This is a genomic window from Microbacterium sp. ARD31, assembly GCF_031844425.1.
The window spans coordinates 1-18,600 of sequence record NZ_JAUZVE010000004.1 but is presented as its reverse complement, the minus strand read 5'-3'; the positions used below and the strand labels follow the sequence as shown (position 1 = coordinate 18,600).

Annotated in this window: 21 protein-coding genes; 12 read left to right on the top strand and 9 right to left on the bottom strand. The window is 70.2% G+C overall.

Annotated features, from left to right (window positions below; translation table 11 throughout):
• Nucleotides 1–22: 22 nt before the first annotated feature.
• On the bottom strand, nucleotides 23–733 hold the full coding sequence (fabG, locus tag Q9S36_RS13665; RefSeq protein ID WP_251449568.1) for a beta-ketoacyl-ACP reductase: 711 nt from the start codon (nucleotides 731–733) through the stop codon (nucleotides 23–25).
• A 117-nt stretch (nucleotides 734–850) separates the two neighbouring features.
• Here fabG and Q9S36_RS13660 point away from each other — a divergent pair, with 117 nt between their 5' ends.
• The 4 genes from Q9S36_RS13660 to Q9S36_RS13645 are packed head-to-tail and all read left to right on the top strand — an operon-like array spanning nucleotide 851 to nucleotide 2,848.
• A complete protein-coding gene (locus Q9S36_RS13660) occupies nucleotides 851–1,339 on the top strand; it encodes a DUF4190 domain-containing protein (protein ID WP_311285594.1) in 489 nt (162 codons plus the stop codon).
• Between the two features lie 59 nt (nucleotides 1,340–1,398).
• Nucleotides 1,399–1,764, top strand: coding sequence for a DUF3099 domain-containing protein (locus tag Q9S36_RS13655; protein WP_311285593.1), 366 nt, complete (start codon nucleotides 1,399–1,401; stop codon nucleotides 1,762–1,764).
• The gene (locus Q9S36_RS13650; RefSeq protein WP_251449565.1) at nucleotides 1,761–1,982 is read left to right on the top strand and encodes a hypothetical protein; all 222 of its coding nucleotides are present in this window, start codon (nucleotides 1,761–1,763) and stop codon (nucleotides 1,980–1,982) included. The genes Q9S36_RS13655 and Q9S36_RS13650 overlap by 4 nt, the downstream gene beginning before the upstream one ends.
• The gene (locus Q9S36_RS13645) at nucleotides 1,979–2,848 is read left to right on the top strand and encodes an SURF1 family protein (RefSeq protein WP_311285592.1); all 870 of its coding nucleotides are present in this window, start codon (nucleotides 1,979–1,981) and stop codon (nucleotides 2,846–2,848) included. The genes Q9S36_RS13650 and Q9S36_RS13645 overlap by 4 nt, the downstream gene beginning before the upstream one ends.
• Before the next feature lie 7 nt (nucleotides 2,849–2,855).
• On the opposite strand, the gene Q9S36_RS13640 is transcribed toward Q9S36_RS13645, so the two are convergent.
• A complete protein-coding gene (locus Q9S36_RS13640) occupies nucleotides 2,856–4,454 on the bottom strand; it encodes an ABC-F family ATP-binding cassette domain-containing protein (RefSeq protein WP_251449563.1) in 1,599 nt (532 codons plus the stop codon).
• Between the two features lie 118 nt (nucleotides 4,455–4,572).
• Here Q9S36_RS13640 and Q9S36_RS13635 point away from each other — a divergent pair, with 118 nt between their 5' ends.
• From Q9S36_RS13635 to Q9S36_RS13610, 6 genes are all read left to right on the top strand, one after another.
• Entirely contained in the window at nucleotides 4,573–5,205 is a 633-nt protein-coding gene (locus Q9S36_RS13635) for a biotin transporter BioY (RefSeq protein WP_311285591.1), read from the top strand.
• A gap of 152 nt (nucleotides 5,206–5,357) precedes the next feature.
• On the top strand, nucleotides 5,358–6,398 hold the full coding sequence (locus Q9S36_RS13630) for an iron-siderophore ABC transporter substrate-binding protein (RefSeq protein ID WP_311285590.1): 1,041 nt from the start codon (nucleotides 5,358–5,360) through the stop codon (nucleotides 6,396–6,398).
• Nucleotides 6,395–7,441, top strand: a complete 1,047-nt coding sequence (locus tag Q9S36_RS13625; RefSeq protein ID WP_311285589.1) for an iron ABC transporter permease — start codon at nucleotides 6,395–6,397, stop codon at nucleotides 7,439–7,441. The genes Q9S36_RS13630 and Q9S36_RS13625 overlap by 4 nt, the downstream gene beginning before the upstream one ends.
• Complete coding sequence (locus Q9S36_RS13620; protein ID WP_311285588.1) at nucleotides 7,438–8,487, top strand: iron ABC transporter permease; 1,050 nt, start codon at nucleotides 7,438–7,440, stop codon at nucleotides 8,485–8,487. Before Q9S36_RS13625 ends, Q9S36_RS13620 begins: the two co-directional genes overlap by 4 nt.
• Nucleotides 8,484–9,338 carry an ABC transporter ATP-binding protein gene (locus Q9S36_RS13615; protein WP_311285587.1) on the top strand — a complete coding sequence of 285 codons (855 nt, stop codon included), beginning with the start codon at nucleotides 8,484–8,486 and terminating at the stop codon, nucleotides 9,336–9,338. Before Q9S36_RS13620 ends, Q9S36_RS13615 begins: the two co-directional genes overlap by 4 nt.
• Nucleotides 9,335–10,249 (top strand): siderophore-interacting protein, encoded by a 915-nt coding sequence (locus Q9S36_RS13610; protein WP_311285586.1) that lies wholly within the window; start codon nucleotides 9,335–9,337, stop codon nucleotides 10,247–10,249. Before Q9S36_RS13615 ends, Q9S36_RS13610 begins: the two co-directional genes overlap by 4 nt.
• A gap of 24 nt (nucleotides 10,250–10,273) precedes the next feature.
• Here the strand turns inward: Q9S36_RS13610 and Q9S36_RS13605 are convergent, their stop codons facing one another.
• Genes Q9S36_RS13605 through sufB form a run of 6 tightly spaced genes read right to left on the bottom strand, consistent with a single transcriptional unit; the run spans nucleotide 10,274 to nucleotide 15,551 of the window.
• Complete coding sequence (locus tag Q9S36_RS13605) at nucleotides 10,274–11,434, bottom strand: aminotransferase class I/II-fold pyridoxal phosphate-dependent enzyme (protein ID WP_311285585.1); 1,161 nt, start codon at nucleotides 11,432–11,434, stop codon at nucleotides 10,274–10,276.
• A gap of 43 nt (nucleotides 11,435–11,477) precedes the next feature.
• A complete protein-coding gene (locus tag Q9S36_RS13600; protein ID WP_251449555.1) occupies nucleotides 11,478–11,807 on the bottom strand; it encodes a metal-sulfur cluster assembly factor in 330 nt (109 codons plus the stop codon).
• 10 nt (nucleotides 11,808–11,817) lie between these two features.
• Nucleotides 11,818–12,600, bottom strand: coding sequence for a Fe-S cluster assembly ATPase SufC (sufC, locus tag Q9S36_RS13595; protein WP_251449554.1), 783 nt, complete (start codon nucleotides 12,598–12,600; stop codon nucleotides 11,818–11,820).
• A complete protein-coding gene (locus Q9S36_RS13590) occupies nucleotides 12,601–12,927 on the bottom strand; it encodes a non-heme iron oxygenase ferredoxin subunit (protein WP_251449553.1) in 327 nt (108 codons plus the stop codon).
• A complete protein-coding gene (sufD, locus tag Q9S36_RS13585; RefSeq protein ID WP_311285584.1) occupies nucleotides 12,924–14,132 on the bottom strand; it encodes a Fe-S cluster assembly protein SufD in 1,209 nt (402 codons plus the stop codon). Before sufD ends, Q9S36_RS13590 begins: the two co-directional genes overlap by 4 nt.
• Nucleotides 14,133–15,551, bottom strand: a complete 1,419-nt coding sequence (gene sufB, locus Q9S36_RS13580; protein WP_251449551.1) for a Fe-S cluster assembly protein SufB — start codon at nucleotides 15,549–15,551, stop codon at nucleotides 14,133–14,135. It lies immediately after the preceding gene.
• A gap of 256 nt (nucleotides 15,552–15,807) precedes the next feature.
• Between sufB and Q9S36_RS13575 the strand changes: the two genes are divergently transcribed.
• Nucleotides 15,808–16,764: a COX15/CtaA family protein gene (locus Q9S36_RS13575; protein WP_311285583.1), complete on the top strand. Its 957-nt coding sequence runs from the start codon at nucleotides 15,808–15,810 to the stop codon at nucleotides 16,762–16,764.
• A 126-nt stretch (nucleotides 16,765–16,890) separates the two neighbouring features.
• The gene (locus Q9S36_RS13570) at nucleotides 16,891–17,277 is read left to right on the top strand and encodes a dinucleotide-utilizing enzyme (protein ID WP_311285582.1); all 387 of its coding nucleotides are present in this window, start codon (nucleotides 16,891–16,893) and stop codon (nucleotides 17,275–17,277) included.
• A 19-nt stretch (nucleotides 17,278–17,296) separates the two neighbouring features.
• Here Q9S36_RS13570 and Q9S36_RS13565 read toward each other — a convergent pair whose 3' ends face one another.
• Entirely contained in the window at nucleotides 17,297–18,235 is a 939-nt protein-coding gene (locus Q9S36_RS13565) for a heme o synthase (protein ID WP_311285881.1), read from the bottom strand.
• Nucleotides 18,236–18,600: the final 365 nt, after the last annotated feature.

The window sequence follows — 18,600 nt, the reverse complement described above, 5'->3', positions numbered from 1 at the left end:
GTCCTGCGCATCCGCGTCCGGGTCAGTGCCCCATCCCGAGGCCGCCGTCGACAGGGATGACGGCGCCCGAGATGTAGGCCGCGTCATCCGAGGCCAGCCATGCCACCACACCAGCGACCTCGTCGGGAGTGGCGAAGCGCCCCGCCGGGATGTTCCGCTTGTACTCCGCCTGGGTGTCCTCCGGGAGCGCCGCGGTCATGTCCGTCTCGATGAACCCCGGCGCCACGACGTTCGCGGTGATCCCCCGCCCCCCGAGTTCTCGGGTGAGCGAGCGGGCGAAGCCGACGAGCCCGCTCTTCGAGGCGGCGTAGTTGACCTGGCCGGCCGACCCGTAGAGCCCCACGACGCTGGAGATCAGGATGACTCGTCCCCACCGCGCGCGCAGCATCCCCTTGCTGGCGCGCTTGACCACCCGGAAGGCGCCGCCGAGGTTGGTGGAGACGACGCTGTCGAAGTCCTCCTCGGTCATCCGCATCAGCAGGGTGTCCTTGGTGATGCCGGCATTGGCGACGACCACCTCCACCGGCCCGAGCGCCTCTTCCACCTCGCGGAAGGCGGCGTCGACGGCGGCGGTGTCGGTCACATCCGCGCGCACCGTGAGCGTGCCGGCAGGCCCCTCGCCGGAGCGCGCGGTCACCGCGACGCGATGGCCCTCGGCCACGAAACGCTCGGCGATGGCGCGGCCGATGCCGCGATTTCCGCCGGTGATCAGGACGACGCGTGGGCTCGACATGGCGATGATGCTCCCCGGGTAGGTGATGGACCGCGCACCAGCCTATCGGCGCGCCGTTTGACACCCGGGCTCGCGCGCTGGAACGCTGAGGGTGCCACCTCGAGAAAGGCCCCACGCGTGAGCGAGAACACCCCCGGCGGACAGCCCGCCGATCCGCCGTCCCCGTCCGCCGGCGGAGCCTATCCGCCGCCGGCATCCCCCGCCGCTCCGCAGCCACCTGCCTACGGGGCGCCCACTCCCCCGCCGTACGGCAGTGCCCCCGCCTACGGTTCTCCGCCCGCGTACGGTGCGGGGTCCTACGGCGCGGCACCGGCGTACGGCGGTTATGGAACGGCCCCGAAGACCAACACGCTCGCGATCGTCTCGCTGATCGCATCGATCGTCGGACTCGTGCTCGTCCCGTTCATCGGATCGGTCGTCGGGGTCATCACCGGCCACATGTCGCTGTCGCAGATCAAGCAGAACGGCGAGGGCGGCAGGGGGATGGCGCTTGCGGGCACCATCGTCGGCTGGGTGGGCGTCGGGTTCAGCGTGCTCGCTCTCATCATCCTGTTCGCGGTCCTGCCGGCGTTCCTCGCCACGGTCAGCAGCACCTCCTTCAGCTGACGGATCCGTGCCTCCGGAACGGCGACCGCACCCCCGCGGCGGCGTACCCTGGAAGCACCGTGAAGAGTTCGAATCGGGCCCAGTCGGCCACGTCTCTGCCGCGTGCACCACGCGACGAGGCGTCCGCGCGCTCGCGGCGCTATCTCGTGATGATGGGCATCCGTGTCCTCTGCTTCGTGCTCATGGTGGTGATCACTCCGTACGGCTGGTACACCTGGGTGCTGGGCGCCGCCGCCGTTCTGCTTCCCTACTTCGCCGTCGTCACGGCGAACGTGGGCGAGGACGTGCGTTCGCCGGATCCCGAGAGCCCGGAGCGCGCGCTCCCGGCAGCTCCGCCCGCTCGTGTCGAGCCGCCGCCGTCGGCCCCTCGCATCATCCGACTGGGCGAGACGAGCGAGAACCCGCCCGCGGACGATCGCGGATGATCGTGGACGACGCCGTGCCCGTGTGCTCGCGGGCCGGATGCCGCGCCCCGGCGTCGTGGCGCATCGACTGGCGCAACCCCCGGATCCACGCCCCCGACCGCGTGAAGAGCTGGACGGCGTGCGAGGAGCACCGTGCCTTCCTCAGCGAGTACCTCTCCGCCCGGAACTTCCCCGTCGCCTCCGTGCCTCTGGACCCCGACGCGGAGTCCGCGACATGAGCCGGCGCGGGGTCAGCATGCAGAACCTCCCGACGGCCGGTCGGTGGGCGATCTATCTCTCTCTCGCGGCGGTGTTCGCCATCGCGTGCGCGTTCCTGGCGAACTGGCAGTTCGCCAGGAACGATGAGCGCTCGGCGCAGCTGGCGCTCGTCGAGGCGAACTACGATGTCGCCCCGGTTCCCCTTGCCGAGCTGATCCCCGCCGGCGGGCGACTCGACCCCGCAGATCAGTGGCGGCAGGTCGAACTCACCGGCAGCTACCTGTCCGGGGAACAGCTGCTGGTGCGCAACCGGCCGCACGGCGGGACGTCCGCGTTCGAGGTGCTGGTCCCGTTCCGACTCGACGACGGACGCGTGCTGCTCATCGACCGAGGATGGGTGCTGCCCGGGGAGCAGAGCCCCCTGCCCGATGACGTCCCCCCCGCGCCGGAGGGGACGGTCACGGTCGTCGCCCGGCTCCAGCCGGGCGAACCGCTCCCCCGTTCCGGACGATCGGCGCCCGACGGGCAGGTGCCGACAATCCACCTCCCGTCGGTGGCCGAGCAGATCGGCGACGCCGGAGTGGACCTCGAGACGAGCGCCTACGGGCTGATGGCCGACGAGGATCCCGCGCCCGCGACGCGTCCCCAGGCGATCGCGTCGCCGTCGGAGGACCCGGGCCCGCACCTGTCGTACGCGATCCAGTGGATCCTCTTCGCCGTCATGGGCTTCGTCTTCATCGGCTATGTCATCCGCACCGAGCGTCAGCATCGACGCGAGGACGCGGAGGACGACGGCGCACCCGGCTCAGCGCCCGCGCCGCGCACGCGGCGCCGCGACCGCGATGCGGACGACGAGGACGCTCTCATCGACGCCTCCGCGCGCTGAAGGCGCGTCAGGCGAGCGTGACGAGGTCGGCGTAGTCGCGGCCCCAGATGTCCTCGACGCCGTCGGGAAGGATGAGGACGCGCTCGGGATTGAGCGCCTCCACCGCACCCTCGTCGTGCGAGACGAGGATCACCGCGCCCTCGTAGTGCGCGAGGGCGCCGAGGATCTCCTCACGTGAGGCCGGGTCGAGGTTGTTCGTGGGTTCGTCCAGCAGCAGGACGTTGGCGCTCGAGACCACGAGGGTCGCCAGCGACAGCCTCGTCTTCTCGCCGCCCGACAGCACGCCCGCGGGCTTGAGCACGTCGTCGCCGGTGAACAGGAATGACCCGAGCACCTTCCGCGCCTCGGTCGCGGTGATGTCGGGGGCGGCCGACATCATGTTCTCGAGAACGGAGCGGGACACGTCGAGATTCTCGTGCTCCTGCGCGTAGTACCCGATCTTGAGCCCGTGACCGGGTTCGACCTGGCCCGTGTCGGGCGCGTCGACGCCGGCCAGGATGCGCAGCATCGTCGTCTTCCCCGCGCCGTTCAGACCGAGGATGACCACCTTCGAGCCCCGGTCGATCGCGAGGTCGACGTCGGTGAAGATCTCGAGCGAGCCATACGACTTCGACAGATTGGATGCCGTGATGGGCGTCTTCCCGCAGGGCGCCGGCTTGGGGAAGCGGAGCTTGGCCACGCGCTCGTCCTGACGGACGTCGTCCAGTCCCGAGAGCATCTTCTCGGCCCGCGCCACCATCTGGTGGGCTGCCGCGGCCTTGGAGGCCTTCGCGCCGAACCGGGCGGCCTGCTGCTGCAGTGCGGTCGCCTTCTTCTCGACGTTCGCCCGCTCCTTCTTGCGACGCTCCTCGTCGGCCACACGCTGCCGGAGGTAGTTCTTCCAGTTCATGTTGTAGATGTCGATGACCTGGCGGTTCGCGTCGAGGTAGAACACCCGGTTCACGGTCTCGCCCACGAGTTCGACGTCGTGGCTGATGACGATGAGACCGCCCTTGTATCCCTTGAGGAACTCGCGCAGCCACACCACGCTGTCGGCGTCGAGGTGGTTGGTGGGCTCGTCGAGGATCATGGTGTCGGCGTCGGAGAACAGGATCCGCGCGAGCTCGATGCGGCGCCGCTGCCCGCCCGAGAGCGTGCGCAGGGGCTGGTCCAGGATCCGGTCCGGCAGCGAGAGGTTGTGCGCGATGGACGCGGCCTCCGCCTCGGCGGCGTAGCCGCCGAGCGCCTCGAAGCGCTCGGTCAGATTGCCGTACTTCTTCATCGCGCGGGCCGCCGTGGCGGCATCCGCATCGGCCATCGCCTGCGATGCCTCGCTCATCCCGAGCGCGATCGTGCCGAGGCCGCGCGCGTCGAGGATGCGCGTCCGTGCCAGCATCTCGGGGTCGCCCGCTCGCGGGTCCTGCGGCAGGTAGCCGAGCTCGCCGCTGCGGTCCACCCGTCCGTCCGCCGGAAGCAGATCTCCGGCGAGCACCTTGGTCAGGGTGGTCTTGCCGGCGCCGTTGCGCCCGACCAGACCGATCTTGTCGCCGCCGCTGACGCGGAAGGACACCTCGGACATGAGCACGCGGGCGCCCACGCGGATCTCGAGGTCGTGCACGGAGAGCACAGCGATTGTCCGTTTCGTTCGGTGAAGGGGTACAAGAGGCGGTCGATGACCAGCCCCCTAGTATAAGTCGCGATGCCCCGGGCGCCGTCCCGGGAACCCCCACGCCGAAGGAGCACCCATGACCCTGGCCGCCGCACCCTCCCGACGTCGGGTCCTCGCCGACGTCATCGCCCGCCCCTCCTCCCGCGCGCTCGCACTCGCCGTCGATGCCGGGCTCGTCGTCGCCGGCGCCGCCCTCGTCGCCGTGCTGGCGCAGGCGTCGATCCCGCTGTGGCCGGTTCCGATCACCGGTCAGACCCTGGCCGTCATCGTCGTCGGGGCCGCTCTGGGAGCACGCCGCGGCGCTGCTGCGCTCGTCACCTATATGGCCGCGGGCCTGGCGGGTTTTCCCGTCTTCGCAGACTTCACCGGTTCGATCGCCGCCGTCGGCAAGCCCAGCTTCGGATTCATCATCGGGTTCATCGTCGCCGCCTTCGTCGCGGGCTGGTTCGCCGAGAGGGCGTGGGATCGCAAGCCGTGGCTGGCCTTCGTCGGGTTCATCGCCGCCAGCGCGGTGCCCTTCGTGTTCGGCATCCCGTACATGGCGATCATCCTCAACGCGGTGATGGGGCTCGAGCTGTCGTTCTGGCAGCTGCTCGAGGCGGGCCTGTTCCCCTTCATCCTCGGCGGTGTCGTGAAGGCCGCGATCGCGGCGCTCGTCATCCCCGGCGCGTGGGCGGCCGTCCGGGCGGCGGACGCGCGCAAGGGCTGACCGGACCACTTGCCCCGACGGCGCCGGATGCAGATCACGCATCCGGCGCCGTCGGCGTTCTCGGGGACATCCGCCGTCATGGACATCGGCGAATTCGCACGCGCGCGGCCTCTTGGGTAATGTAAGGCTTACCTTACTCACCCGGAGGAATCGTGCCCCGTACCCGCCTCGCCATCGCGCTGACCGCGACTGCGACCGCATCCCTTGTCCTCGCCGGCTGCTCCAGCGACACCGGCACCGCGCCCGCCGCGTCGACCGCCCCCGAAGCGTCCGCGTCGTTCCCCGTCACGATCGAGCACGCCTACGGCGAGACGACGATCGACGCTCAGCCCGAGCGGGTCGCCACGGTCGCGTGGGCGAACCATGAGGTCCCGCTCGCGCTCGGCATCGTGCCGGTCGGCATGAGCAAGGCGACGTGGGGCGACGACGACGGCGACGGCGTCCTGCCGTGGGTCGAGGACCAGCTGGAGGAGCTGGATGCCGAGACTCCGGTGCTGTTCGACGAGACCGACGGCATCGACTTCGAAGCCGTCGCCGACACGCAACCCGACGTCATCCTCGCGGCGTACTCGGGACTGACGCAGGAGGAATACGACACGCTGTCGAAGATCGCCCCGGTCGTGGCGTACCCGGATGTCGCCTGGGGCACCTCGTACGAGGACACCATCCGGCTGAACTCCCAGGCGCTCGGTCTGGCCGCAGAAGGCGACCAGCTCATCGATGACCTGCACGCCACGGTCGAGGACTCCCTCGCCGAGTACCCGGAGCTGGCCGACTCGAAGCTGCTCTTCTCGTACATCGACCCCGCCGACCTGAGCCAGATCGGCTTCTACACGAGCCTCGACACCCGCCCTGGGTTCCTGACCGCTCTCGGACTGCCTCTTCCCGCCGTCGTCGAAGAGGAGTCGGCCGGCACCGACCTCTTCTACGTCACCGTCAGCGCCGAGCAGGCGGACCGATTCGAGGACGTCGACGTGTTCGTCACCTACGGCGACCCCGAAGGAGACATGGTCGAGAGCCTGCAGGCCGATCCGCTCCTGTCGCAGATCCCGGCCATCGCCGAGGGCCGCATCGCCGTGCTCGAGAACTCGACGCCCCTCGCGGCGTCTGCGAACCCCTCACCGCTGTCGATCGGCTGGGGCGTCGACGAGTACTTCGCCCTGCTCGCCGACGCGCTCGACCAGGAAGGGTGAGCACCCAGGCGCTCCGCACACCGCTGCCGGACACCGCCGCGCTGCGGCGTCCGGCAGCGGTGAGACTGGCGATCCTCGTCGCCGCCCTGGGCATCCTCGGGCTGTTGTGCGCCGCCTCGGTCGCCTTCGGCGTCAGGGACGTCTCGCTCGCCGACGTCGCCGCCGGACTGGCCGGCGCCACCGACGGGGTCGCGCAGGCCGCGGTCGTGGCCCGACTGCCCCGCACCGCGCTGGCGGTCCTGGTCGGGGCGGCGCTCGCCCTCGCCGGCGCCACGATGCAGGCCGTCACCCGCAATCCGCTGGCCGATCCGGGCATCCTCGGGGTCTCGGGCGGAGCCGCGCTCGCGGTCGTCACCGGTCTGGCGTTCTTCGGCATCACCGGCCCCTACCCGACCATGGGCCTCGCGATCGTCGGCGCAGCCCTCGCCGCCGTCTTCGTCTACGCGGTGGGGTCGCTCGGCAGGGGCGGTGCGACACCGCTCAAGCTCGCGCTGGCGGGTGCCGCGACATCGGCGGCGTTCGCATCGCTCGTGAGCGCGATCCTCCTCCCCCGCGTCGACATCCTCGAGAGCTTCCGGTTCTGGCAGATCGGCGGCGTCGGTGGAGCGACATGGGACCGCATCGCCGCCGTCGCGCCGGTCCTCCTCCTCGGCACGCTCATCTGCCTCGCGGCCGCGCGGGGAATGAACTCCCTGGCGCTCGGCGACGAGCTGGCCGCCGGACTCGGCGAGCGGGTCTCGCGCACCCGCCTCATCGCCTCGGCCGGTGCTGTCATCCTCGTCGGGGCCGCCACCGCGGTGGCGGGTCCGATCGCCTTCGTCGGGCTCGTGATCCCGCATCTGTGCCGGATGCTGGTGGGCAGCGATCATCGCTGGCTGCTGCCGTTCGCCGCGGTCGCGGGGAGCGCGCTGCTGGTCGCCGGTGACGTGCTCGGGCGGGTGGTGGCGCGTCCGGAGGAGATCCCGGTGGGGATCATCACCGCTTTCGTCGGCGCGCCGGTGTTCATCTGGATCGTCCGGCGCCAGCGGGTGAGGGAACTGTGACGTCCGCAGCGCTCCTCCCCGCGTCCGTCGCCACGGTGGTGGCCGGACGCCGCCGGCGTGCGCGACGACGCGCTGTCGTCACCGCGGCGCTCGGAGCCGGCATCCTCGTGCTCTTCGCGGTCTCGCTGATGGTCGGCAACACCGTCTACTCGCCGGACGAGGTCCTGCGCGTCATAGCGGGCCAGACGGTCCCCGGCGCGTCTTTCACGGTCGGCGAACTGCGTCTTCCCCGAGCCGTGCTCGGCGTCCTCGCGGGCTTCTCCTTCGGCATCGCCGGCGTCACCTTCCAGACTCTGCTGCGAAACCCCCTCGCCTCCCCCGACATCATCGGCGTCAGTTCGGGCGCGGGCGCCGCCGCCGTCGTGGGCATCGTCGTCCTGGGCCTCAACGAGACCGGTGTGTCGCTCCTGGCGCTGGGCGGCGCCGTCGTGACGGCATTGGCCGTCTATCTGCTCTCGCACCGCGGCGGATTCGCCGGCACCCGCCTCATCCTCATCGGCATCGGAGTCGCGGCGATGCTCGACAGCACCGTGACCTACGTTCTGTCGCAGGCCCCGGCGTGGGATCTGCAGGCGGCGATGCGCTGGCTGACCGGCAGCCTCAACAGCGCCTCCTGGTCGGTCGTCGCCCCCGTGGCCATCGCGAGCGCCGTCCTGGGCCCCGTTCTGCTCCTGCAGGGCCGACCCCTCGGGCTGCTCCGGCTGGGGGACGACTCCGCGTCGAGCCTGGGGGTCTCAGTGCAGCGCACCCGCATCCTTCTCATCCTCGCCGCCGTGGCCCTGTTGGCGGTGGCCACCGCGGCCGCGGGACCCATCGCTTTCGTGGCGTTCATGTCGGGGCCGATCGCGGCGCGTCTGGTCGGACCCGGCACCCCGCTCCTGCTTCCGTCGGCGATGGTCGGCATCCTGCTCGTGCTCGCTGCGGACCTCGTCGGCCAGTTCGCGTTCGACAACCGCTACCCCGTCGGGGTGATCACGGGCGTCCTCGGGGCGCCGTACCTCATCTTCCTTCTCATCAGGATCAACCGCTCCGGAGGCTCCCTGTGACCGTGTCCCACCAGCTGTCCGCCCGGTCGCTGTCGCTGTCGTACGGCGACCGCACGATCGTGGACGATCTGGATCTCGACGTCCCCGCCGGCCGCATCACCGCGATCATCGGCGCGAACGGCTGCGGCAAGTCGACGGTCCTGAAGGCGCTCGCCCGGCTGCTCTCACCCCACGCGGGGCAGGTCGTGCTCGACGGCCGCGAGCTGCACTCCCTGCCCTCGAAGGAAGTGGCACGCACGCTCGGCCTGCTGCCGCAGAGCCCGTCCGCGCCCGAGGGGATCGCCGTGGCGGATCTCGTGGGGCGGGGGCGTCATCCCCACCAGAGGCTGCTCGCCCGCTGGAGCGCGCGCGACTACGAGGTGGTGGCGGAATCCCTCGCCGCCACCGAGACCACCGAACTGGCCGACCGTGCGGTCGACGAACTGTCGGGCGGGCAGCGCCAGCGGGTCTGGATCGCGATGGCGCTCGCCCAGGAGACCGACATCCTGCTGCTGGACGAGCCCACGACCTTCCTCGACGTCGCGCACCAGGTCGACGTGCTCGACCTCCTGACCGACCTCAATCGCGACCGGGGCACCACCGTCGTGATGGTGCTGCACGACATGAACATGGCCGCCCGCTACGCGGACCACATCGTGGCCGTCCGAGCCGGCAGGGTCGTCGCCGCCGGCGCGCCGGCCGACGTCATGACCGCCGACCTCATCCGCGACGTGTTCGACATCGATGCCCTCGTCGTCGACGACCCGGTGTCGGGTACGCCGATCGTGCTGCCGCGCGGTCGCCACCACGTCCTCTCCTCGGCAGCCGCATCCGCGGGCGCCGGGCCGACCCTCTCCGGAGCCAGCGCATGACCATCGCCACCACCGTCAGCACCCTTCGCTTCTTCCGCGTCCGGGTGAAGACCGTCACAAACCTGACGCCGAGCTTCCGGCGCTTCACCTTCACGGGGGACGACCTGGACCTCTACGGCGACACCGGGTTGGATCAGCGGATCAAGGTGGTCTTCCCCACAGACACCGCGGGACTGGACGACATGCCCACCGGCGAGGACTGGTACACGCAGTGGCGCGAGATGGCACCGCACGCGCGTCCGCCCTTCCGCACGTACACGACCAGGCGCGTCCGAAACGACGTCGGCGAGGTGGACGTCGACATGGTGGCCCACGAGGTCTCCGGTCCGGCATCCGCGTGGATCGCGCGCGCCGCCGTCGGCGACGAGGTGCTGATCCTCGCGCCCACCGTCCACCACACCGGCGTCAGCTACGGGATCGACTTCGTCCCGCCCGCCCGCACCGAGAACATCCTGCTCGCCGGCGACGAGACCGCCGCTCCCGCGATCGCCACCATCCTCGAGCAGCTGCCGCCCGAGGCGCGTGGCATCGTGGTGCTCGAGGTGCCGTGCCCCGAGGATGCCGCGTATCTTCCGAAGCATCCGGGGTTCGAGCAGCGGATCGCCGCGCGCGGCGAGGCCGCGCGGCACAGCCATCTCGTGCGCGAAGTGGAGGCCGCCGTCGCCACGCTGGCTCCGGCGGGCCGTGGCGGCGAGGTCGAAGAGGTGGACATCGACAGCGGCATCCTGTGGGAGGTGCCGCGGACCGCCAAGGGGGGCGCCGCCCTCAAGAGCGCCCCGCTGTACTCCTGGCTCGCCGGCGAAGCGGGCGCGATCAAGGCGCTGCGCCGACACCTGGTGACCGAGCAGGGTGTCGACCGTCGCGCCGTCGCCTTCATGGGCTACTGGCGGCTCGGACGCGCCGAGAACTGACGGCCGGCCCGCGGATGCCGGCGCTCAGGATGCGGCGAGGGCACCGATCCGGGCGATGGCCTCACGCAGCACGTCGGGGTCGCACCCGAAGTTGACGCGGACGTGGCCGCGCCCCTCGTCGCCGAAGTGCGGGCCGAAATGCAGCGCGACCTTCGCGTCCCGCAGGATGCGCGCCGCCGGGTTGTCACCCCAGCCGAGTGCGCTCAGGTCCACCCAGGCGAGGAATCCCGCGTCGGGGATGCGGTAGCGAGCCGACGGAACGTGGGTGTCGAGGAGTTCCGCCAGAAGGCGCCGATTCTCGTCGAGGCGGACGAGCAGGGAGTCCAGCCATGCGTCGCTCTCGGGCGCGAACGCCGCGACCCCCGCGAGGGCGCCGAACAGCCCGGTCCGCCATTCGATCTCGTCGGGAAGGCCGTCGATGACGCCTCTCGTGCCGGGGTCGGCGGTCACCATCAGCGCGCACTTGAGACCCGCGAGGTTGAACGCCTTGCTCGCACTCGTGACGGTGTACCCGACGCGCGCCGCGGTCGCCGATGCCGCCAGGAACGGCGTGAACGCCGCGTCCGGCTGCACGAGCGGCGCGTGGATCTCGTCGCTCACGACGACGGCGCCGTGCGTGGCGGCGATTTCCGCGAGGGCTGCGAGAGCCTCGCGGGAGTGCGCGGTCCCGGTCGGGTTGTGGGGGTTGCAGAGCAGCACGGCACGCGCCCCGCGGGCGAGCGCCGCCTCGATGCCGGGCAGGTCGAGTTCCCACCCGCTCGCGGTCTGCACCAGCGGCACGCGGTCCACGACCGCTCCGGCTTCGGGGATGCAGTCGTAGAAGGGCGGATACACCGGCGGGGTGACGATGACCCGGTCGCCCGGCGTCGTCACCGCGCGGAGGATCTCGACGACCCCCATCATGACGTCGCACGTGGTGCGGATGTTCCGGGGGTCCACCTCCCACCCGAATCGGCGCCGTGCGAACGCTGCGTAGGCGTCGCGGATGCCGGGGTCCGGCGGCGTGTAGCCGGTGTCGCCCAGCTCCACCGCCCGGGCCAGCGCGGTGGTGATCGCCGGCGCGAGGGCGAAGTCCGTCTCCGCGACGAAGAGCGGCAGGACGTCGGCGGGATACTTCCGCCACTTCGTGCTCGAGCGCTGTCGCAGCTGTTCGATGGGCAGGGCGGGGAGAGGAGTGACGCTCACCCGTCGAGCCTAGCCAGCGTGCGAGCCGATCGCCCGGCCGACGTCAGATGGCGAAACCGAGCGCGCGCATCATGTCGCGGCCGTCGTCGGTGATGCGCTCGGGGCCCCACGGCGGCATCCACACCCAGTTGATGCGGAAACGGTCGACGACCTCGTCCAGCGCCTGAGCCGTCTGCTCCTCGAGCACGTCCGTCAGGGGGCAGCCCGCCGAGGTCAGCGTCATGTGGATGATGAGCGCGTCGTTCTCGTCGTCCCACGCGAGGTCGTAGATGAGGCCCAGGTCGACGACGTTGATCCCCAGTTCGGGGTCCATGACGTCTTTCAGGGCCTCGGTGACCTCGTCGTACTTCTCAGGCGTGAGCGTGGCGGTCATGGCAGCGATTCTATTCGCCCGCGTCGACGGCGGCTTCGCCTGCGGGGGCGAGGTAGCGGTCGTAGCCCTCGTCCTCGAGGCGGTCGGCCAGTTCGGGGCCGCCCTCCTCGACGATCCGGCCGCCGATCATCACGTGGACGAAGTCGGGACGGATGTAGCGGAGGATCCGCGTGTAGTGGGTGATGAGGAGCACGCCGAGGTCGGTCTCGGACTTGGCGCGGTTGACGCCCTCCGAGACGATCTTGAGCGCATCGACGTCCAGACCCGAGTCGGTCTCGTCGAGCACGGCGAGCTTGGGACGCAGGAGCTCCAGCTGGAGGATCTCGTGGCGCTTCTTCTCGCCACCGGAGAATCCCTCGTTGACGTTGCGCTGGGCGAACTTCGCGTCCATGCGCAGGTTCTTCATGGACGCCTTGACGTCCTTCGTCCACGTGCGGATGGACGGCGCTTCGCCGTCGATCGCGGTCTTGGCCGTGCGCAGGAAGTTCGTGACGGTGACGCCGGGGATCTCCACCGGGTACTGCATCGCGAGGAACAGTCCGGCCCGGGCCCGTTCGTCGACGGACATGGCGAGGACGTCCTCACCGTCGAAGGTGATCGAACCGCTCGTCACGGTGTACTTCGGGTGTCCGGCGATCGTGTACGCGAGCGTGGACTTCCCCGAGCCGTTGGGGCCCATGATGGCGTGGGTCTGCCCGGTTTCGATGGTCAGGGTGACGCCGTTGAGGATGGGCGTGGTACCGGCATCCGTCTCGACCGTCACGTGGAGGTCGCGGATCTCGAGGACTGACATTCAGAGTTCCTTCTTCAGGTTCGGGTCGATCAGCACGTCGTCGCCGTCGATGGTCACTTCGAAGACCGGGACGGGTTCGTACGCGGGAAGGTTGAGGGGCTTGCCGGTGCGCAGCGAGAACGCCGAGCCGTGGGCCCAGCATTCGAGCGTGTCACCGTCGACGAAGCCCTCGGCGAGCGAGATGTCGCCGTGGGTGCAGGTGTCGCCGATGGCGTGCACCTCGCCGTTCGAGTCGAGAACGACCGCGATGGCCACTCCGTCGATCTCGACGCGCAGCGCGCTGTCCTGTTCAAGATCACTCAGAGCGCAGGCGCGCTGTGCGGTCATCGGGCCACCTCCTGGGCGAGTTCGGTCTCGATCGCGGCGAAGAGCTCGGCCTCGAGATCGGGGATGCCGATCTTCTGCACGATCTCGGACAGGAACCCCAGCACGACGAGGCGCCGCGCCTCGTCCTCGGGGATGCCCCGAGCCTGGAGGTAGAACAGCTGCTCGTCGTCGAAGCGGCCCGTGGCGCTGGCGTGGCCCGCCCCGCGGATGTCGCCGGTCTCGATCTCGAGGTTCGGGATCGAGTCGGCGCGCGCGCCGTCCGTCAGGACCAGATTGCGGTTCGCCTCGTAGGAGTCGGTGCCGACGGCATCCGGTCCGATGAGGACATCGCCGACCCAGACGCTGCGGGCGCCGAGGCCCTGCAGTGCGCCCTTGTACAGCACGTCGCCGGAGGTCTCGGCGCCCTTGTGGTGCAGGTACACCTGGCTCTCGAAGTGCTGACCGGCGTCGGCGTAGCTGAGGCCGAAGAGCTCTCCGCGCGAACCGGTGCCGGCCAGCTCAACCGACGGGTTGACGCGGACGACGCCGCCGCCGAAGGTGATGACGAAGTGGCGCAGCGTCGCGTCGCGCCCGACGCGGGCCTGATGGGACGACGCGTGCACGGCGTCGTCCTCCCACTGCTGCACGCTGACGACCTCGAGGTGGGCACCGTCTCCGACGATGATCTCGACATCCTGCGCGTAGCGCGCGGAGCCCGAGTGGCGCAGCAGCACGATGCCGCGCGCCTGGGCCTCGGCTTCGATCACGATGTGCGCGTTGGCGCGTCGATCCGCGCCGCTGCCCACCATGTCGACGTGGACGGGATCGGACAGTTCGACCCCCGCCGGGATCCGCACGTGCAGCGCCCGCTCGGAGCGGTTCCACGCGATCGCGGCGACACGGTCCTCCGGCTCGAACACCGAACCGCGGGGGGACTCCCCCGCGCCGAGCGCGCCGATCTGGACCTGGTCGGCCGCGGTCACCGTGTACGCCACGGCCGGATCGTCCTCGCGGTCGTCGGTGTCCTCGTCCGCGAAGAGCGGGGCCACCCGCGCGATCGGCGTGTGCTTCCAATCCACTTCGCGCCCCGTGGGGACGACGAAGTCCTCAGGAGCGTACGAGCGAGGTCGCTCCGAGCGCGTCTGCACCGGAACGAACGCTCCTGCGCCGTCGGAATGCGGCCTTGAGCCCGGCACCGTCGCGGGTGCCTGCGTCGTGGTCGTCATCTAGCCGACCGATCCTTCCATGCCCATCTCGATGAGCTTGTTGAGTTCCATGGCGTATTCCATCGGCAGCTCGCGCGCGATCGGCTCGATGAAGCCGCGGACGATCATGGCCATCGCCTCGTCCTCGGGGAGGCCGCGCGACTGCAGGTAGAACAGCTGCTCCTCGCTGACCTTCGACACCGTCGCCTCGTGACCGAGCTGCACGTCGTCGACGCGGATGTCGATGGCAGGGTACGTGTCCGAACGCGAGATGGTGTCGACCAGCAGCGCATCGCACCGGACGGTGTTCGCCGAGTGGTGCGCGTTGGCGTCGACACGGACCTCGCCGCGGTATCCCGCGCGGCCGCCGCCGCGCGCGATCGACTTCGACACGATCGACGACTGCGTGTACGGGGCCATGTGGATCATCTTGGCGCCGGCGTCCTGGTGCTGGCCGGGGCCGGCGAAGGCCACCGAGAGCGTCTCGCCCTTGGCGTGCTCGCCCATCAGGAAGATCGACGGGTACTTCATCGTCACCTTCGAGCCGATGTTGCCGTCGACCCATTCCATGGTCGCGCCCTCGTGGGCGACCGCTCGCTTGGTGACGAGGTTGTAGACGTTGTTCGACCAGTTCTGGATCGTCGTGTAGCGCACGCGGGCGTTCTTCTTCACGATGATCTCGACCACCGCGGAGTGCAGCGAGTCGCTCTTGTAGATCGGCGCGGTGCAGCCCTCGATGTAGTGGACGTACGAGTCCTCGTCCGCGATGATCAGCGTCCGCTCGAACTGGCCCATGTTCTCGGTGTTGATGCGGAAGTAGGCCTGGAGCGGAATGTCGACGTGGACCCCCGGGGGGACGTAGACGAAGGATCCGCCCGACCACACCGCCGTGTTGAGTGCGGCGAACTTGTTGTCGCCGGAGGGGATCACGGTGCCGAAGTACTCCTGGAAGAACTCCGGGTGCTCGCGCAGCGCCGTGTCGGTGTCCATGAAGATGACACCCTGTGCTTCGAGGTCCTCGCGGATCTGGTGGTACACGACCTCCGACTCGTACTGCGCGGCGACGCCGGCGACGAGACGGGAGCGCTCGGCCTCGGGGATGCCGAGGCGCTCGTAGGTGTTCTTGATGTCTTCGGGCAGGTCCTCCCAGGTCTGGGCCTGCTTCTCGGTGGACCGCACGAAGTACTTGATGTTCTCGAAGTCGATGGCGCTGAGGTCTGCACCCCACGTCGGCATCGGCTTGCGATCGAACAGCTGCAGCGCCTTCAGGCGGGTCTTCAGCATCCACTCGGGCTCGGACTTGAGCGCGGAGATGTCGCGGACGACGGCCTCGCTGAGGCCTCGTCGGGCGCTGGCCCCGGCCGCGTCGGCGTCGTGCCAGCCGAACTCGTAGACACCCAGGCCCTCGAGCTCGGGGCGATCGATCAGCACATCGGACATTGTCGATTTCTCCATCCGGGCCCCAACGGTGTCATCCGCCCCGGCATTCCTCGTCTCCCGATGGAGTTACCGGAAGGGGATGCCGCTTGGTGGGCCCTCTCGTTCGGCGCTGACCTTCGCGCCTAGACTGTCAGTGGTGCGGACCTCGTGAGGCGCCCGCAGCCGACCCCCTGATTCTACAGGCTCCGCCCCGGCGCCGGATGCCCTGTGTCACGCTCGTTCATCGCGAACGGCGACCCGAGGAGGCCCCGACGCCATGTCTGCGGACACCACGACGACGCCCGCTCCGAAAACCGGCTCTGCGGCCACTGCGCCGCAGGCGCACCGCGTCGGACGCGCGCTGCGCGTGTTCGCGTGGCTGTCGTTCCTCGCCGAGGTGATCATCATCGGCACGGGCGGCGCGGTCCGCCTCACCGGCTCGGGGCTGGGCTGTCCGACCTGGCCGACGTGCACCGCGGACTCCCTGGTCGCCACCCCCGAGATGGGCATCCACGGCGCGATCGAGTTCGGCAACCGCCTGATGACGGGGCTGGTCGGCATCCTCGCCGTCGTGGTTCTCGTGATCGTGATCGTGCGGTACCGACGTCGGCGTCGGCTCGTCGTGCTGGCGGCCGTCGTCGTCGCCGGCGTGATCGCGCAGGCGATCGTCGGCGGGATCACCGTCCTCACCGGCCTCAACCCCTTCATCGTCGGCTTCCACTACGTCGCCTCGCTCGCCTTGGTGGGAGTGACCGCGGGGTTCCTGGCCCTCATGGACGAGCCCCCGTCGCCTCGCGCGCGCGCCGTCCCCCGCCGTCATGCGATGCTCGCCCACGTCACCTCGGCCGTCCTGGCCCTCACGATCGCGATGGGCGTGCTCACCACGGGTGCGGGCCCACACTCGGGCGACGCCGCTGCGGGTCGCAACGGATTCGACGCCGAACTGCTCGAGCACGTCCACGCCTGGCCGGGGTACGCGCTGCTCGTCCTGACCATCGCCCTCGTGGTGGCCGCCGTCCGCGCGCGGCGCACCGCACCGCGTCTGCTGCGCTGGTCGGCCGCCCTGCTGATCGTCGAGGTCGTGCAGATCGCCGTCGGCCTCTACCAGGCGCGCAACGGCCTTCCCGAGCTGGCGGTCGGTGCGCATATGGTGCTGGCGGCCGTCGCCGTCGCGGTCATGACCGTCGTGGTGATCCGCCTCCGCGAGCCCGCGGCGTCCACAGCGGACGCATAGGCGGGACTGAGGGACCTCCCGACTCCCGGTGACACCGTGAGGGATGCCGCGGCGGCACATGCCGCGGCGACACCCCCTGGTTTCGGACAGCGCTTCGAACACCGATACGACCACCGAGGAGTCACGATGACCGTTCGCCCCCGCCTGATCACCAGCATCCCGTTCTGGATCCTCATCGCCGGATCCGTCGCCACCGCCGCCACCGGCGCCGCGATCCTCGTCGACAAGCTGAGCGTGATGTCGACCACTCTCACCGACGGCACCGCGACCGGCATCGAGGTCTACGTGGGCCAGTCGCTCGCCGTCCTGGGCGCCGTGCTCATCGGCGCCGGGGCCCTGGGCATCCTGCTGGCGCTCACCGTGGCGACGGCCGCTTCGCTCCGCCCCGCCGCCCCCGGCGCGATCGCGCCCGGAGATGACGCCGACGCGCCCTCGAACGAGGCCGACGACGCGCTCGGGTACGAGCCGGAGCTCGGATACACCGAGGCCGAACCGGTCGGCGCCGCACGCTGAGGCTCGCGCGGCGGCCCGCTCAGAACGGGAGGAGCGGGTCGACCGCGATGGCCACGAACAGCAGCGTGAGGTACGTGATCGACGCGTGGAACACGCGCATCGGCCGCGGCTCGGTTCCGCGCACGGCGCGGTTGTACAGCCGGTGCGACTCGTACACGAACCACCCCCCGAAGACGAGGGCGGAGGCGGTGTACACCACGCCCATGCTGCCCACCGGGATGAGCAGCAGCGAGCACGCGACAGTGGCCCACGCGTAGAGGATGACCTGGAGTCCGACCTGAGAGCCGTCGCGGGTGGCACCCAGCATCGGCACGTCTACGTCTTCGTACTGATCCTTGTACTTCATCGACAGCGGCCAGTAGTGCGGCGGCGTCCACAGGAACACCAGTGCGAAGAGGATCACCGGCGGCCAGGCGAGCGAGCCCGTGACGGCCGTCCATCCGATGAGCACGGGGAAGCACCCGGCGATGCCGCCCCACACGATGTTCTGCTCGGTGCGGCGCTTCAGGATCATCGTGTAGATGACGACGTAGAAGAAGATCGCACCCGCCGACAGCGTCGCCGCGAGCCAGTTCGTCGTCAGCCACAGCCAGACGGTCGAGATCACCGCGAGCGTCCATGCGAAGATCAGCGCACCGCGCGGCGAGACCTCGCCGGTCACGAGCGGACGATTCACCGTGCGCTGCATGTGCGCGTCGATGTCGCGATCGAGATACATGTTGAAGGCGGCCGCCGACCCGGCGCTCAGCGATCCGCCGACGACCGTCGCGAGCACCAGCGGGAGGGACGGGAGCCCGCCCTGGGCGAGGATCATCACCGGAACGGTGGTCACCAGCAGCAGCTCGAGCACGCGGGGCTTGGTGAGCGCGATGTAGGCGCGGACCGTTCGACCGAAAGAGGAGGATCGTCGCGGAGCCGAGGCGGTCGCAGAAGCGCCCGCCGTGGTCGTGATGTCCATCGCCCCCGCAATCGCCGCCTGCAGAACCACCTCAGTCTATGCCATCGCGCTCGACGGGCCGGGCCCGCGCGGCCCGCGCCCGAGAGCGGGCCGACCTCACAACCCCCGGGTGCAGGGGGTGAGCGAAAAGTCACGTCGGCGACACGACGGCGTCACCTTCGGCGCGAGCCGTCGGGAAAGACTGCGTCACACAGCAGTGCACATGACGGGGCCGGTATGGCCCTTCGCTATGCTGGGACAACACGCGCGCCCCGCGCCGATTCCCCCTTCTCCAGCCGGACAAGGGCCGCGGATCCGGCCATGTCTGGGCGCTCCCTCCAAGAAAGGCGGCCCGGTGTCGGATCTGCGTTGGGATGAAATCGATC